14 protein-coding genes are annotated in these 13822 nt (G+C 63.0%); 11 read left to right on the top strand and 3 right to left on the bottom strand.

Annotated elements, in window-relative coordinates:
• Window positions 1–94: 94 nt before the first annotated feature.
• On the bottom strand, window positions 95–703 hold the full coding sequence (locus tag F6V30_RS03255; RefSeq protein WP_191965561.1) for a TetR/AcrR family transcriptional regulator: 609 nt from the start codon (window positions 701–703) through the stop codon (window positions 95–97).
• A 344-nt stretch (window positions 704–1047) separates the two neighbouring features.
• Here F6V30_RS03255 and fdnG point away from each other — a divergent pair, with 344 nt between their 5' ends.
• The 8 genes from fdnG (at window position 1048) to truA (ending at window position 9981) form a co-directional block, all read left to right on the top strand.
• On the top strand, window positions 1048–4140 hold the full coding sequence (gene fdnG, locus F6V30_RS03250) for a formate dehydrogenase-N subunit alpha (RefSeq protein ID WP_476739150.1): 3093 nt from the start codon (window positions 1048–1050) through the stop codon (window positions 4138–4140).
• Between the two features lie 10 nt (window positions 4141–4150).
• Window positions 4151–5029: a formate dehydrogenase subunit beta gene (gene fdxH / locus F6V30_RS03245; RefSeq protein ID WP_151155055.1), complete on the top strand. Its 879-nt coding sequence runs from the start codon at window positions 4151–4153 to the stop codon at window positions 5027–5029.
• Complete coding sequence (locus tag F6V30_RS03240) at window positions 5026–5658, top strand: formate dehydrogenase subunit gamma (protein ID WP_151155054.1); 633 nt, start codon at window positions 5026–5028, stop codon at window positions 5656–5658. The genes fdxH and F6V30_RS03240 overlap by 4 nt, the downstream gene beginning before the upstream one ends.
• Window positions 5655–6590 (top strand): formate dehydrogenase accessory protein FdhE, encoded by a 936-nt coding sequence (gene fdhE / locus F6V30_RS03235; protein ID WP_151155053.1) that lies wholly within the window; start codon window positions 5655–5657, stop codon window positions 6588–6590. Before F6V30_RS03240 ends, fdhE begins: the two co-directional genes overlap by 4 nt.
• A 265-nt stretch (window positions 6591–6855) precedes the next feature.
• Window positions 6856–7845, top strand: a complete 990-nt coding sequence (locus F6V30_RS03230; RefSeq protein WP_151155052.1) for an AI-2E family transporter — start codon at window positions 6856–6858, stop codon at window positions 7843–7845.
• Between the two features lie 55 nt (window positions 7846–7900).
• Entirely contained in the window at window positions 7901–8104 is a 204-nt protein-coding gene (locus F6V30_RS03225) for a 2-hydroxymuconate tautomerase family protein (RefSeq protein WP_151155051.1), read from the top strand.
• Window positions 8105–8301: 197 nt separating this feature from the next.
• Window positions 8302–9192: an Hsp33 family molecular chaperone HslO gene (gene hslO, locus F6V30_RS03220; protein WP_151155050.1), complete on the top strand. Its 891-nt coding sequence runs from the start codon at window positions 8302–8304 to the stop codon at window positions 9190–9192.
• A gap of 3 nt (window positions 9193–9195) precedes the next feature.
• Entirely contained in the window at window positions 9196–9981 is a 786-nt protein-coding gene (truA, locus tag F6V30_RS03215; protein WP_151155049.1) for a tRNA pseudouridine(38-40) synthase TruA, read from the top strand.
• Here truA and F6V30_RS03210 read toward each other — a convergent pair.
• Together F6V30_RS03210 and trxA are read right to left on the bottom strand one after the other, a co-directional pair.
• Entirely contained in the window at window positions 9956–10480 is a 525-nt protein-coding gene (locus tag F6V30_RS03210) for a TlpA family protein disulfide reductase (protein ID WP_151155048.1), read from the bottom strand. The two genes, truA and F6V30_RS03210, sit on opposite strands and share 26 nt — an antisense overlap.
• A gap of 5 nt (window positions 10481–10485) precedes the next feature.
• A complete protein-coding gene (gene trxA / locus F6V30_RS03205) occupies window positions 10486–10815 on the bottom strand; it encodes a thioredoxin (RefSeq protein ID WP_151155047.1) in 330 nt (109 codons plus the stop codon).
• A 221-nt stretch (window positions 10816–11036) separates the two neighbouring features.
• On the opposite strand from trxA, the gene F6V30_RS03200 reads away from it, so the two are divergent.
• The 3 genes from F6V30_RS03200 (at window position 11037) to hemA (ending at window position 13805) form a co-directional block, all read left to right on the top strand.
• Window positions 11037–11630 (top strand): precorrin-2 dehydrogenase/sirohydrochlorin ferrochelatase family protein, encoded by a 594-nt coding sequence (locus tag F6V30_RS03200; RefSeq protein ID WP_151155046.1) that lies wholly within the window; start codon window positions 11037–11039, stop codon window positions 11628–11630.
• Entirely contained in the window at window positions 11627–12442 is an 816-nt protein-coding gene (gene ccsB, locus F6V30_RS03195; protein WP_151155045.1) for a c-type cytochrome biogenesis protein CcsB, read from the top strand. The genes F6V30_RS03200 and ccsB overlap by 4 nt, the downstream gene beginning before the upstream one ends.
• Window positions 12443–12503: 61 nt before the next feature.
• Window positions 12504–13805 carry a glutamyl-tRNA reductase gene (hemA, locus tag F6V30_RS03190; RefSeq protein ID WP_151155044.1) on the top strand — a complete coding sequence of 434 codons (1302 nt, stop codon included), beginning with the start codon at window positions 12504–12506 and terminating at the stop codon, window positions 13803–13805.
• Window positions 13806–13822: the final 17 nt, after the last annotated feature.

Raw genomic sequence — 13822 nt, 5'->3', positions numbered from 1 at the left:
CTCTGCCGTAATGCGTCGTTTTGGCTGTGTTATCGCTGTGAATCAAAAGAACAGTGTTAAGTTAATGGGTAAAAAAAAGTCGCGCGGCGGCGGGTCAGGGCAGTAAACCCTTCAAGCTTATGTCGATGTTTGTTTCAATGAGCTTGTCCCGTTCAACCCAGGGGAAGTCGGGGCAGCTTATCAAAAGCGACACGATGCCGTGACTGTGGGCCCAGAGCGTCTGGAAGGCGCTTTCCGGGTCCAGGGCCGACCCGGATTCGACGAGTATGTCGTTCAGCCGCCGCCGCACCAACTCGAGCAGCTTATTGCCGAAGCTCCCCTCGTTCAATATGCTGGCCACGCTGACATACGGGGAAATATCGGTCATATAGGTAATCCGGTAGCGGTCCGGTTCGGAGAGGCCGAAATCGATATAGGCCCGCAACGTTGCGCGTAACCGCGCCAGGGGGGATGATTTGCCGTCGGCCGCCGCATCCATGGCCTCGAATTGGCGCTCCAGCGATTCGTCGCAGAGATGGAAGAGGATTTCGTCCTTGTTTTTGAAATAGAGGTAGATCGTGGTGGGGGAATACTCGATGCGCTTGGCGATGCTGCGCATGGAAAGCTTGGCATATCCCTCGGCGAGCAGGATTTCCCGCGCTGCGTCGAGAATCTCCTGCCGGAGCGATTCTTTCTGCCGTTCTTTTCGTTCGACTATGCCCATGGGATGGCCTGTCTTCATTCAGCATGGTACTATTGTTATTATAATTAACACCGTTAATCGTGTTTGTCAAGCCACTCGGCGCAGGAGCCTCTCCCCCTTGTTTTGAGCCCTTCCTGCCGTTGCCCATGGCCGTGACGCCTCCCTGTGACCGAAAATTCATTTTTTGCTCACCTCTGGGGGCCGGCGTCAAATTGCCGTTGTATCCTGCAGGGAAACGAGCGTCATGGAGGGTGCCCCTTCGGTGTTTTGGCCTTTCTCAGACCAAAATAATTTTTGCCGGGGGTTGATGTTTGGCCATTGTGGCAATAGAATAATACCATATAAAAAATTAGCATGTTGACCGCATGCTCGGTATCCGACTAACCAGAGGAGGCGTGGCAATGAAAGTGACGCGAAGACAGTTTTTCAAGATTTCTGCCGGCGGGCTGGGGAGTTCCAGCATCGCCATGCTGGGCTTTTCGCCCGGCGAAGCGCAGGCAGAGGTCCGCACGTTCAAGCTGGCCCGCAGTACCGAGACCCGCAACACCTGCCCCTACTGCTCGGTGAGTTGCGGCCTGATCATGCACAGCCTGGGGGACCGGGCGAAAAACGCCGAGTCGGCGATCTTCCACATCGAGGGCGATCCGGACCATCCGGTGAACCGCGGTACCCTCTGCCCCAAGGGTGCGGGGCTGGTGGATTTCATCCACAGCGAAAACCGGCTCAAGTACCCGGAATACCGCGCCCCCGGCTCCAGGGAATGGCAGCGCATCTCTTGGGACGAGGCATTTACCCGGGTGGCCCGGCTGATGAAGGACGACCGGGACAAAAACTTCATTGCCAAAAACGCCGCCGGCGTCACGGTCAACCGCTGGGTGACCACCGGTTTCCTGGCGGCCTCCGCCTCCAGCAACGAATCCGGCTACATCACCCAGAAGGCCATCCGCAGCCTGGGCGCCCTGGCCTTCGACAATCAGGCCCGAGTCTGACACGGACCAACGGTGGCCAGTTTGGCCCCCACATTCGGTCGCGGTGCCATGACCAACCATTGGGTTGATATCAAAAACGCCAACGTCATCGTCGTCATGGGCGGCAACGCCGCCGAGGCTCACCCCTGCGGCTTCAAATGGGTGACCGAGGCCAAGGCCCACAACCACGCGACGTTGCTCGTGGTAGACCCCCGCTTCACCCGTTCGGCATCGGTGGCCGACTACTACGCCCCCATCCGCACCGGCACGGACATCGCCTTCCTGGGCGGGGTGATCAACTACCTGCTCTCCCACGACAAGATCCAGCACGAATACGTCAAGGCCTACACCAACGCCACCTTCATCGTCAACGCGGGATACCGGTTCGACGAGGGTCTGTTCTCGGGCTACGACGAACCGAAACGCACCTACGACAAATCCACCTGGTCTTACGAGATCGGGGCGGACGGCTTTGCCGCGGTGGACGAGACCATGCAGCACCCCCGCTGCGTGCTGCAACTGCTCAAGCAGCACTACTCCTGCTACACGCCGGAGGCGGTGAGCAACATCTGCGGCACCCCCAAAGACGCCTTCCTCAAGGTGTGCGCAACCATCGCCACCACCTCGGCGCCCGACCGCACCCTGACCTTCATGTACGCCCTGGGGTGGACCCAGCACTCGGTGGGATCGCAGATGATCCGCACCGCGGCCATGGTGCAGCTCCTGTTGGGCAACATGGGCATGGCCGGCGGGGGGATGAACGCCCTGCGGGGCCACTCCAACATCCAGGGACTCACCGACCTGGGGCTTCTGTCCGACGCCCTGCCGGGGTATCTTACCCTGCCCCGGGATACGGAGGCCGACTACCAGGCCTACGTGGACAAGCGGACCCAGAAGCCCGTGCGCCCCGGCCAGATGTCCTACTGGCAGAACTATCCCAAGTTCCACGTCAGCCTGATGAAATCCTGGTACGGCGACAGGGCGACCAAGGAGAACAACTGGTGCTTCGACTGGCTGCCCAAGCTGGACAAGGTGTACGACGTGCTCCAGGTGTTCGAGCTGATGTTCCGGGGCAAGCTGAACGGCTACGTCTGCCAGGGCTTCAACCCCCTGGCCGCGTTCCCCAACAGGGCCAAGCTGAGCAAGGCCATGTCCCAGTTGAAATACCTGGTGGTGATCGACCCCCTGGCCACGGAGACCTCGTGCTTCTGGGAGAACCACGGCGAATTCAACGACGTGGACCCGGCCACGATCCAGACCGAGGTGATCCGCCTCCCCTCCACCTGCTTCGCCGAGGAGAACGGCTCCCTCACCAACTCCGGGCGCTGGCTGCAGTGGCACTACAAGGGGGCCGAGCCGCCGGGAGAGGCCAAACAGGATGCGGACATCATCGCCGGCATCTTCCTCAAGCTGCGGGAGCTGTACAAAAAAGAGGGGGGCGCCTTCCCGGACGCGCTCATGAACCTCACCTGGAACTACAAGATCCCCCATGCGCCGGCTCCCGAGGAGTTGGCCATGGAGTACAACGGCAAGGCCCTGGCCGACCTGACCGACCCCAAGGACCCGACCAAGGTCGTCCTGAAGAAGGGGCAGCAACTGGACGGCTTCGCCCAACTCAAGGACGACGGCACCACCTCGTCCGGCTGCTGGATCTATTCGGGGGCCTGGACGGAGAAGGGGAACATGATGGCCCGGCGGGACAACTCCGATCCCTCGGGCCTGGGCAACACCCTCAACTGGGCCTTCGCCTGGCCGGCCAACCGGCGCGTCCTGTACAACCGCGCCTCCTGCGACCCGTCCGGCAAGCCGTGGGACCCGAAGCGCGCGCTGGTGTACTGGGACGGCGCCAAGTGGACCGGCCCCGACGTGCCCGACTTCAAGGCGGACTCACCTCCCAGCGAGGGGATGAACCCCTTTATCATGCAAACGGAAGGCGTGGGGCGGCTCTTTGCCCTGGACAAGATGGCGGAAGGGCCGTTCCCCGAGCACTACGAGCCGTTCGAGACCCCCATCGACACCAACCTCCTGCACCCGAAGGTGATCAGCAACCCGGCGGCGCGGGTGTTCAAGGGCGATCTGGAGGCCTTCGGCAAGGGAAAGGAGTACCCCTACGCCGGCACCACCTACCGCCTCACCGAGCACTTCCACTTCTGGACCAAGCACACCAAGCTGTCGGCCATCATGCAGCCGGAGCAGTTCGTGGAGATCGGCGAGCAGTTGGCCAAGGAAAAGGGGATCAAGGCCGGGGACCGGGTCAAGGTCTGGTCCCATCGCGGCTTCATCAAGGCGGTGGCGGTGGTGACCAAACGCATCAGGCCCCTCACGGTGAACGGCCAGACCGTCCACCACGTGGGCATCCCGTTCCACTGGGGCTTCAAGGGCGTTGCCAAGAGCGGTTACCTGGCCAACACCCTGACCCCCTTCGTGGGGGACGCCAACACCCAGACGCCGGAGTTCAAGTCGTTCCTCGTCAATATCGAGAAGGCATAGGAGGCGGATCATGGCACTGCAATCACTGGACATCACCCGCCGTTCCGCCACCACCACCCCCTCGCCGAGCCAGCGCCAGACGATCGAGGTGGCCAAGCTGATCGACGTCACCAAGTGCATCGGCTGCAAGGCCTGCCAGGTGGCGTGCATGGAGTGGAACGACACCCGCGACGCCGTGGGCGCCAACCATGGCGTCCTGGACAACCCGACCGACCTGACCGAAAACTCCTGGACGGTGATGCGCTACGCCGAGGTGGAGTTGGAACCGGGGAAACTCGAATGGCTGATCCGCAAGGACGGTTGCATGCACTGCGCCAATCCGGGCTGCCTCAAGGCCTGCCCGGCACCCGGCGCCGTTGTCCAGTACAGCAACGGCATCGTGGATTTCCACGAGGAAAACTGCATCGGCTGCGGCTACTGCATCACCGGCTGCCCGTTCAACATCCCCCGCCTGTCCCGGAAGGACAGCAAGGTCTACAAGTGCACCCTCTGCTCCGACCGGGTGGCGGCGGGGCTGGAACCGGCCTGCGTCAAGACCTGCCCCACCGGCGCCCTCGTGTTCGGCTCCAAGGAGGCGATGCTTCACCACGCCGAAGAGCGGATCGCGGACCTGAAGAGCCGGGGCTTCGCCAAGGCGGGGGTCTATGACCCCAAAGGGGTGGACGGCACCCACGTGATCTACGTGCTGCACCACGCGGACCGGCCCGAGATCTACAGCGGCCTTCCCAAGGACCCCTCCATCGGCGCCATGGTCGAACTCTGGAAGGGGGCCGCCAAGCCGTTGGCCTCCCTGGCCCTCGGCGCGGTCGCCGCCGGCGCCTTTCTCCACTACGTGACCAAGGGTCCCAACGAGGTCTCGGAAGAGATCGAGAAGGAGTTCGAGGAATGAAACGAGATCCCGATAAATTAGACCGTTATACGGCTCCCGAGCGGGTCAACCACTGGCTGGTGGCGTTTGCCTTCATCCTCCTGGCGTTGTCCGGTCTGGCGCTGTTCCACCCCGCCTTCTACCCCCTGAGCCAGCTCTTTGGCGGCGGCATCTGGACGCGCATCCTCCACCCCTTCATCGGGGTGGCGCTGATCTTCTCCTTCGGCAGCATGTTCTTCCGGTTCCGGAAGCTGTGCGTCCTGACGCCGGCCGACTGGGAGTGGCTGCGCCATGCCCGCGAGATGATGGGCGGCGATGACCGGAACATGCCGGAAGCGGGCAAGCTGAACGGCGGCCAGAAGCTCTTGTTCTGGCTGCTGGCCGCCTGCATGACGCTGCTCGTCCTCTCCGGCATCGTCATGTGGCGCGCCTATTTCTCGTTCCTGTTCCCCCCCGGTGTGATCCGCCTGGCCGCGGTCGTGCATGCGGCGACCGGGGCGGGGATGATTTCCCTGATCATGGGCCACATCTATCTGGCCATCTGGACCAAGGAGAGCATCGGCGCCATGCTGTACGGCAAGGTCAGACGCGCCTGGGCGAAACAGCACCACCCGGCATGGTTCCGGGAGATGACGGGAGGACGTAAATGAGCAACGAAGACCAGCTGCTTGAGCCGGGGCAGATCGAACCGCCGGCCGGGGAGATACGTTTCCTGTTCCTGGCCGAACGCGACCTGTTCGCCCGCCGCGCCGAGCGCTTCCGGCTCCTTGCCCCCGGCCATCCCCTGGCGGATTACCTGAGCTTCCTGGCGCTGCTGGCCGATGCCCAGCAGGAGGCCCTGGACCGGTTCCCCGCCGTGCCTCCTCCCACCCCCGAAGAACAGGCGCTCTGCCGCGAGCACGGCATGCCGCTCCTGGCCGCCCGCTCCTGGCGCCGCAACTCGGCCTGGCGGGAGGGGCTGGCCCTGATCCTGCGCCGCATGGCCGGGGCGGAGGTACCCGCTGCCGCCCGCGAAGCCGCGGCGGGGCTGCTGGCTGCTGCCGAATGCAGGCTGGATGATCTGGCCGACAAGATACTGGCGGGCGATCAGGCCGCCGTCCCTCCCCCGGAACTCCCCTTTGTCGCCGCCGCCCTCCAGGCCTACTGGGTGCACATGGCCACGGCCCTGGGGGAACACGCCTTTGCCCGGCTGGAAGCGGGCGGGGTCTGCCCGGTGTGCGGTTCGGCGCCGGCCTCCGGCATCGTCCACGCCAACGGCTCGAAACAGGGGCTGCGCTACCTCTCCTGCTCCCTCTGCGCCACCCAGTGGCACATGGTGCGGCTCAAGTGCAGCAGTTGCGAGGCCACCGAGGGGCTCGGCTACTACAGCCTGGAGGGGACCAACGGTGCGGTCAAGGCGGAGAGTTGCCCGGAGTGCAACGCCTACCTGAAGCTGCTGTATCTGGAGAAGGACGGCCGCATGGAAGCCACGGCCGACGACCTGGCGACCCTGACGCTGGATATGCTGATGGGGGAAGCGGGCAAGGTGCGCGGCGGCCCGAACCTGTTCCTCCATCCTGGCGGCGGGGTGGAGGAGGCCTGAAGCGGCGACGAGCTGCATAAACAGCACGACCAGAGGCACCCGGAGGCGATCCGGGTGCCTTTTTTGGTGGGATTGATTCACGGCTTCGGCAGTGACGCCGCAGCGGTAACGGCTTTGGGCGCGCCTTTATGTGGAACAGAGAAGCCATTCGTGATAATCTCCGGTGCGGCGGTGGTTGACCCGGACCCGGCGAGTGGCGAGACGACGCACCGGCACGGTCCCCTGCAACCCCACCCCGGATTTCGACCCAAGTGAGAAGGTACCCATGCCCCGCTCTACCATGATCAGTTATATCCTGGCCGTAACGGCCGCCGTGGCCGTCCTGCACTTCCATCTGCTGCCGGCCGCGTTTGCCGGCCTTGCGGTGTATGTGCTGACCTTGAAGCTCGCCCGCCACCTCCCCAAGAACATGAACCGCGTTGCGCATACGGTCGCCCTGGGCGTTGTCGTCATGTGCGTCATCGCCTGCCTGACCAGCGCGTGCGCCGCCGCCTGGTCTTTCATCGGCAGCAGCCAAGGCATCGGCGCCCTGCTCGCCATGGTGGTCGAGACCTTCGGCAGTCTGCGCCGGGCGCTCCCCGCCTCGGTTGCCGAGGTGCTGCCGACGACCATTGAAGGGCTGCGTCAGCAGATGGTGGAGATGCTGGGCGATCATGTCCAGAAGATCTCAATCGCCGGTATGGAGGGGCTCAAGGTCTTTGCCCATATCCTGCTGGGCATGGTCGTCGGCGGGATGGCTGCCGTCCATCATTTCAAGGAGCACGACCAGGTGCCGCCGTTCACGGGGGCGCTGCGCTCCCGGCTGCGGGCGCTTGCCACAGCCTTCGACAAGGTGGTTTTCGCGCAGGTGAAGATCTCGGCACTCAACACGGCATTGACCGCCGTCTACCTGTTGATCGCGCTGCCGCTCTTCGGCGTTCATCTCCCCATGGCAACGGTTTTGATCCTGCTGACCTTTGCCGTCGGGATGCTGCCCGTGGTGGGCAACCTGGTGTCCAACTCGGTGATCGTCGTGATCAGCCTCGGCGTCTCCCCGGGGGTCGGCGTCGCCTCACTGCTGTTTCTGGTGGTGATCCATAAGGCCGAATATTTCTTGAATGCCAGAATCGTGGGGCATGAGGTCCAGGCGACCGCCTGGGAGCTCTTGAGCGCCATGCTGCTCATGGAGGCCGTCTTTGGCCTTGTGGGATTGGTGGCGGCGCCGGTGGTGTATGCCTGGCTCAAGGCGGAGGTCAAGGAGCAGGGGATAATCTGACGTCAAGGCGGCCAGGCAGACCGGGTCGCTACCGTTTTTTCGAGGAGGCAACGGCATGCCGTACGTGAATATCAGGATCACCCGTGAAGGGGCGACCGCCGAACAGAAGGCCCAATTGATCAAGGGGGCCACCCAGCTGCTGGTGGATGTGCTGGGGAAGAATCCGGCCACTACGGTGGTGGTGATCGACGAGGTGGAGACGGACAACTGGGGCATCGGCGGGGAGAGCGTTACCACGCTGCGGAAGCGGAAGGCCTGAAGCCAAACGGCAATAACCGCCGCTGAAGAGCGGCTCCTGCCGTTTGTCCCGTTCAGGAATGGGGCGTTTTCGCATCTGACTGGACCGCATCCCGGCATGCGGCCTTTTTTGTGTCTGTACCCCGGCTAAGAAATATGGTTGCCGCCATTGCCGGGAACTTGTACCCTTGTGAGAGGTTGAAAAAGGAGACCGATACCATGACCGATACTATCGTCCGCGCCATGAGCGCGTCAGGCGGGCTACGCGTGCTGACGTGCAGCGTCAGCGGCCTTGCCCGTGAGATCTGCTCGCTTCAGCAGGCAGCGGCCACGGTAAGCGTGGCCCTGGGCCGCGGCCTTGCCGGTGGCGCCTTGCTCGGGGCCCAGCTCAAGCCGGGCCAGAGGGTGGCGCTGAAATTCGAGGGCAACGGCCCCATGGGCAAGATGATCATCGAAGCGGAAGCGGATGGCGCGGTGCGGGGGTGCGTCGGCGATCCCGGCGCCGAGGCCCCTCCGCTGAACGGGAGGTGGAATGTCCCGGGGGTGCTGGGGCATGCCGGTTTTCTCACGGTCTCAAAGGACCTGGGGATGGGCGGGGAACCGTACCACGGCATGGTGCAACTGCGCAGCAGCGAGATCGGCGACGACCTGGCCTACTACCTGACCGACTCGGAGCAGGTCCCCTCGGCTGTCGGCCTGAGCGCCTCGCTGGACGAGGAGGGTGGCGTTGCGCTGTGCGGCGGTTTTCTCGTCCAGGCGCTGCCGAAGGCGGACGGCGCGGAGATCGACGGGATGATGCGGCGGATTGCGGAACTGCCGCCGCTCTGCACGCTCTTGCAGGAGGGGGGGCCTGCAGCGATCATGCACGGGCTGTTCGGCGGCATGGCCTGCAACCTGCTGGAGACGCGCGAGGCGTTCTTCCGCTGCGGCTGCAGCAAGGCAAAGGTCGAGCGCGCCCTCCTGACCCTGGGGCCGGACGAGCTCAGGGACATGGGGGAGAAGGAGCAGGGCGCCGACATCACCTGCGAGTTCTGCCGGCAACGGTACCGTTTCGACGAAGCGGAACTGGCGGCGCTTGCCGCCCGGTCCCCCGCGCCGGCCGGCGTCTGACGGATGCGGACCGTCAAGCTGACCATAGAGTACGACGGCACCAATTATTCCGGCTGGCAGATCCAGCCCAATGGCCTGGCGGTACAGCAGGTCGTCGAGGAGGCCCTGGAACGCCTGCTGGGAGAACCGGTGCGGCTCCGCTCGTCGGGGCGGACCGACGCGGGCGTGCACGCCCGGGGCATGGCTGCCGCCTTTACGACGCACCGGGACCTGCCGTTGCGCGCCTTCGTCGAGGGGACCAACCGGTTCCTGCCGGCGGATATCGCCATCATCGACGCCACCGAGGTCCGGGCCGGCTTCAAGCCGATCGGCGACGCCCTGGCCAAGCACTACCGCTACACCATTCTCCTCTCCCCGGTGCGCTCGCCGTTACACCGCCTCCATGCCTGGCAGGTCAAGGAACGGCTCGACCTGGAGGCCATGGGCGCGGCCCTGCCGGCGTTCGAGGGGCGGCACGATTTCGCGGCGTTCAGGGCCTCCAACTGCGTCGCCAAAACGACGGTGCGGAGGATCGACTCCGTTACCATGCGGCAGGAGGATGGCTTTCTTTTCATCGATGTGGTGGGAGAGGGATTCCTGAAAAACATGGTCCGGGTCATGGTGGGGACGCTGGTCGATATCGGCAAGGGGCGTTTTGCTCCGGACCACATCGCCTGGCTGCTGCAGAACCGGGATAGGAAAAAGGCCGGCGTTACGGCGCCGGCCTGTGGACTCTGCCTGATGAAGGTTTTTTATCCCACGGATGGCAGGGACGAGGAGGAGTCTATTTTTCAGCCAGCAGCTTTTTGACCAGGGTCTCCATGGAACCGCCGATCTCGTCGGAAAACCCCCTGAATACCTCGGCAACCCTGCCCCGCTTGTCGATGACGATCATGACCGGCACCGAGCGGACGCCGAACCCTTCCGTAACCGGGTCCCCCGCCAGGGCGACGGGATAGTTGATGTGGTGTTCCGCGGCAAATGATTTGACGACGCGCTCCCCATCCTCATCGGCGCTCAGCCCCAGTACCTGCAACCCCTGCTTCCCGTATTTCTGGTTCATCTTCACCAGGTGGGGTATGGACATGCGGCAGGGCTCGCACCATGTGGCGAAGAAATCGATGATCAGCACATATCCCCGGTAGTTTTCCAGGGACACCGGCTGGCCCGACGTGGTGACCACCTTGAACGCGGGGGCCGGCTGCCCCGCCTTGGGCAGGGCCAGGAGCTGGGCCGGCAGCAGGGCTATGAGCCCGGTTATGGCAAGGCCCATGACAAGCCCGCGGACAGGTCTGATACGCTCCATCATGGTTGTTAGAGCGCCTTGGCGATCAGGGCGTCCAACTGGGATTTGGGAACCGCTCCGACGATCTGGTCGATGACGGCCCCGCCCTTGAACAGGATGATGGTGGGAATACCGCGCACGCCGTATTTGCCGGGCGTTGCCTGATTTTCGTCCACATTGACCTTGCCGACCTTGACCTTGCCGGCATATTCGTCGGCAACCGCATCCACAAGCGGGGCGATGGCCTTGCAGGGGGCGCACCATGTAGCCCAGAAATCAACGAGCACCGGGATATCGGACTGGATTACCTCGCGCTCAAAATTTGCATCGGTGAATGCAAGTACCTTTTCACTGGACATAAAAAACATCTCCTTTTGGTGGGTTCATAGTTGAAAAATGATATACCAGCCGGGGAAAAAATCAAGAATAAACTCAGTAGGTATCCCATTTGTTGAATTACGGGACGAAAGGTTGTATGTTGGCAATTCTTCGATCAAAATCGCAGATTCCACCCCCGCCTCTCCGCCCCGCCCGGCACAAGTGAGCGGGCCGGGCGGGGGCTTTTTGCGGAAGGGAACCGATGCCGTACCTTGCCCTGAACATAAATATGGGGAAACGGGCCGTCCTGATAGTGGGGGGCGGGAAGGTGGCCGCCCGGAAATTGCAGGCCTTGCGCGAGGCGGGGGCCATGGTCCGGGTCGTCGCCCCGGCGGTGCTGCCCGCGATACGGGAGCAGGAAGCGTCCGGCGCCGTGACGATACGGAGCGGCGGCTATGAAACCGCCGACCTGGACGGCGTTACGCTGGTGGTGGCGGCAACCGATGACCCCGCCCTGAACCGCAGGGTAGCGCAGGAGGCCGGGGAGAGAAGCATTCTTGTCTCCGTTGCCGACCAGCCGGAGGCGGGAGATTGCCATTTCCCCGCGGTGTTGCGGCGGGGAGGGCTGGAGATCGCCGTTTCGACGGGCGGCCGCTGCCCGGCCCTCGCCGTCGAGGTGCGCGACGCCATCGCCGGCATGATTGGCAATGATTACGCAGATATTGTGGAGCAACTGGCCGCCGACCGAGAAAAGCTATTGACGGAAGGGAATGGCACCACATACAATAAAGCGGTTTTACGCACGAAGGCGAGATGCCTGATCGCCGAGCTTTCCGCACCCAAGGACATTTCATGAGCCAGATTTTCTTCTATTGCACCCTGGTGTTGTACGGTTTGGCTACCGTGCTCTACCTTGGCTATCTGCTGCGCACGACGCAGGGCGTGGCGACATGGGCAAGCCGGCTGGTGGCCGCCGGTTTTGTGGCCCACCTCCTCTCCACCATCCACCGCTTCAATTCGGCCGGCTACCTGCCGATCACCAACATGCACGAGTCCCTCTCCTTCTTCAGCCTCGTCATTGTGGGGGCGTTCCTCCTGTTCGTGCGCAAGTACAAGATCGCCATCCTGGGCTCGTTCGTCATTCCCTTGGCGCTTCTCATGATCATCGGCTCCAGCGCCTTCCCGTCGGTGATCAAGGAGCTCAACCCGGCCCTCAAGAGCGGCTGGCTGTGGGTGCATACCATCATGGCCTTCGTCAGTTATGCGACCTTCACCATCGCCTTCGCCGCTGCCGTGATCTACCTGATCCAGCAGCATTTTCTCAAGAAAAAGAAATTCGGCGCCCTGTTCCAGAAGCTGCCTTCCCTCGACACCCTTGACGACATCAACTATCGCTGCCTGACCATCGGTTTTCCGCTCCTGACGGTTGCGATCATCTCGGGCGCCATCTGGGCCGAAAAGGCCTGGGGTACGTACTGGAGCTGGGACCCCAAGGAAACGTGGTCGCTGATTACCTGGTTCATCTATGCCGCCCTTCTGCACGGCCGCATGACCACCGGTTGGCGCGGAAAGCGGGCCGCCCTGCTCTCCATCGCAGGGTTTCTGATCATGCTGTTTACCTTTATCGGGGTGAACATGTGGCTGCCCGGCCTCCACAGCTATAAATAGGATATCGTACTCTAGCTCATCGTTTCAGCAGTTATCACATGCTGTAAGGAATGCGTGCTGAATGAATATTATCGTCGTTGGTCTCTCCCATAAGACCGCAACCGTTGAAATACGGGAAAAAGTCGCATTTTCGCCCAACCTGATCGAGAAACCGCTCCACGAACTGGTCGCCCTCGACGAGATCGTCGAGGGGGTGATCGTCTCCACCTGCAATCGGGTCGAGATCTATGCCACAACCCGCGACATCGCGGGGGGCATCGCCCGGATCAAGCGTTTCCTGGCGGAATATCACCATATCCCCCTCGAATCCCTTGAGCCCCACCTCTACAGCTACCATTCCGAAGCGGCCATCCGCCATGTCTTCCGGGTGGCGTCGAGTCTGGACTCCATGGTCGTGGGGGAACCCCAGATCCTGGGGCAGATCAAGACCTCCTACGGCTACGCCGCCGAATACAAGTCATCCGGCATCATCCTGAACCGCTTTCTCCACAAGGCCTTTTCCGTTGCCAAGCGGGTGCGCACCGAGACCAAGATCGCCTCTTCGGCGGTTTCCGTCGCCTTTGCCGCGGTCGAGCTGGCCAAGAAGATCCTGGGCAACCTGTCCGACAAGACCGTGATGCTGATCGGCGCCGGCGAGATGTGCGAACTGGCCGCCAAGCACTTCATGAACAGCGGCGCCCGCGGCGTGATGGTGACCAACCGGACCTTCGAGCGGGCCGAGCGCCTGGCCGAGGAGTTCGGCGGCGAGGCGGTGCGCTTCGAGGAGCTGTTCCAGCACCTTCACCGGGCCGACATCATCCTCTCCTCCACCGGTGCCCCCCATGTCATCATCGGCCCCAAGGACGTGGAGGATGTGGTCAGGCGGCGCAAGTTCAAGCCGATGTTCTTCATCGACATCGCCGTGCCCCGGGACATCGACCCCAAGGTGGACGACCTGGAGAACGCCTACCTCTTCACGGTGGACAACCTGCAGGAGATCGTCCAGGCCAATCTGGCCCAGCGCAGCCTGGAGGCCGAGAAGGCCGAGGAGATCGTCAACCAGGAGATCGGCCAGTTTTTCAAGTGGCTCGCGTCCCTGGAGGTCACCCCCACCATTGTTGCGCTGCGCAACCACTTCGACGAGATCCGCCGGGCGGAGTTGGAGAAGACCCTGTCCAACTGGAAGGACCTGCCCCCCGACGCGGAGAAGCGCCTGGAGGCCCTGACCCTGGCCATGATGAACAAACTGCTCCATACCCCCACCACGGTGTTGAAGAAGGCCGGCCAGGGGGGGCGTGTGGACCTGTACGTGGACGGCTTGCGGCAGCTCTTCGAACTCGAGGCTGTCCTCGAAGAGCACGAAGAGCTGGAACTTGAGGTGTAGCGCCCGGGGCGCCCGGC

It is taken from the genome of Oryzomonas sagensis (genome assembly GCF_008802355.1).
Lineage (GTDB): Bacteria > Desulfobacterota > Desulfuromonadia > Geobacterales > Pseudopelobacteraceae > Oryzomonas > Oryzomonas sagensis.
The sequence above is the reverse complement of the archived record's forward strand: the minus strand, read 5'-3'. Positions and strand labels throughout refer to the sequence as shown.

What these genes read in the sequence shown, in the direction of transcription:
- F6V30_RS03225 (WP_151155051.1), top strand. Translation starts at nt 7,901, where the DNA reads ATGCCGTACGTGAATATCAGGATCACCCGTGAAGGGGCGACCGCCGAA.
- hslO (WP_151155050.1), top strand. Translation starts at nt 8,302, where the DNA reads ATGACCGATACTATCGTCCGCGCCATGAGCGCGTCAGGCGGGCTACGC.
- F6V30_RS03210 (WP_151155048.1), bottom strand. Translation starts at nt 10,480, where the DNA reads ATGATGGAGCGTATCAGACCTGTCCGCGGGCTTGTCATGGGCCTTGCC.
- F6V30_RS03200 (WP_151155046.1), top strand. Translation starts at nt 11,037, where the DNA reads ATGCCGTACCTTGCCCTGAACATAAATATGGGGAAACGGGCCGTCCTG.
- F6V30_RS03230 (WP_151155052.1), top strand. Translation starts at nt 6,856, where the DNA reads ATGCCCCGCTCTACCATGATCAGTTATATCCTGGCCGTAACGGCCGCC.
- F6V30_RS03240 (WP_151155054.1), top strand. Translation starts at nt 5,026, where the DNA reads ATGAAACGAGATCCCGATAAATTAGACCGTTATACGGCTCCCGAGCGG.
- fdxH (WP_151155055.1), top strand. Translation starts at nt 4,151, where the DNA reads ATGGCACTGCAATCACTGGACATCACCCGCCGTTCCGCCACCACCACC.
- hemA (WP_151155044.1), top strand. Translation starts at nt 12,504, where the DNA reads ATGAATATTATCGTCGTTGGTCTCTCCCATAAGACCGCAACCGTTGAA.
- fdhE (WP_151155053.1), top strand. Translation starts at nt 5,655, where the DNA reads ATGAGCAACGAAGACCAGCTGCTTGAGCCGGGGCAGATCGAACCGCCG.
- truA (WP_151155049.1), top strand. Translation starts at nt 9,196, where the DNA reads ATGCGGACCGTCAAGCTGACCATAGAGTACGACGGCACCAATTATTCC.
- F6V30_RS03255 (WP_191965561.1), bottom strand. Translation starts at nt 703, where the DNA reads ATGGGCATAGTCGAACGAAAAGAACGGCAGAAAGAATCGCTCCGGCAG.
- trxA (WP_151155047.1), bottom strand. Translation starts at nt 10,815, where the DNA reads ATGTCCAGTGAAAAGGTACTTGCATTCACCGATGCAAATTTTGAGCGC.
- ccsB (WP_151155045.1), top strand. Translation starts at nt 11,627, where the DNA reads ATGAGCCAGATTTTCTTCTATTGCACCCTGGTGTTGTACGGTTTGGCT.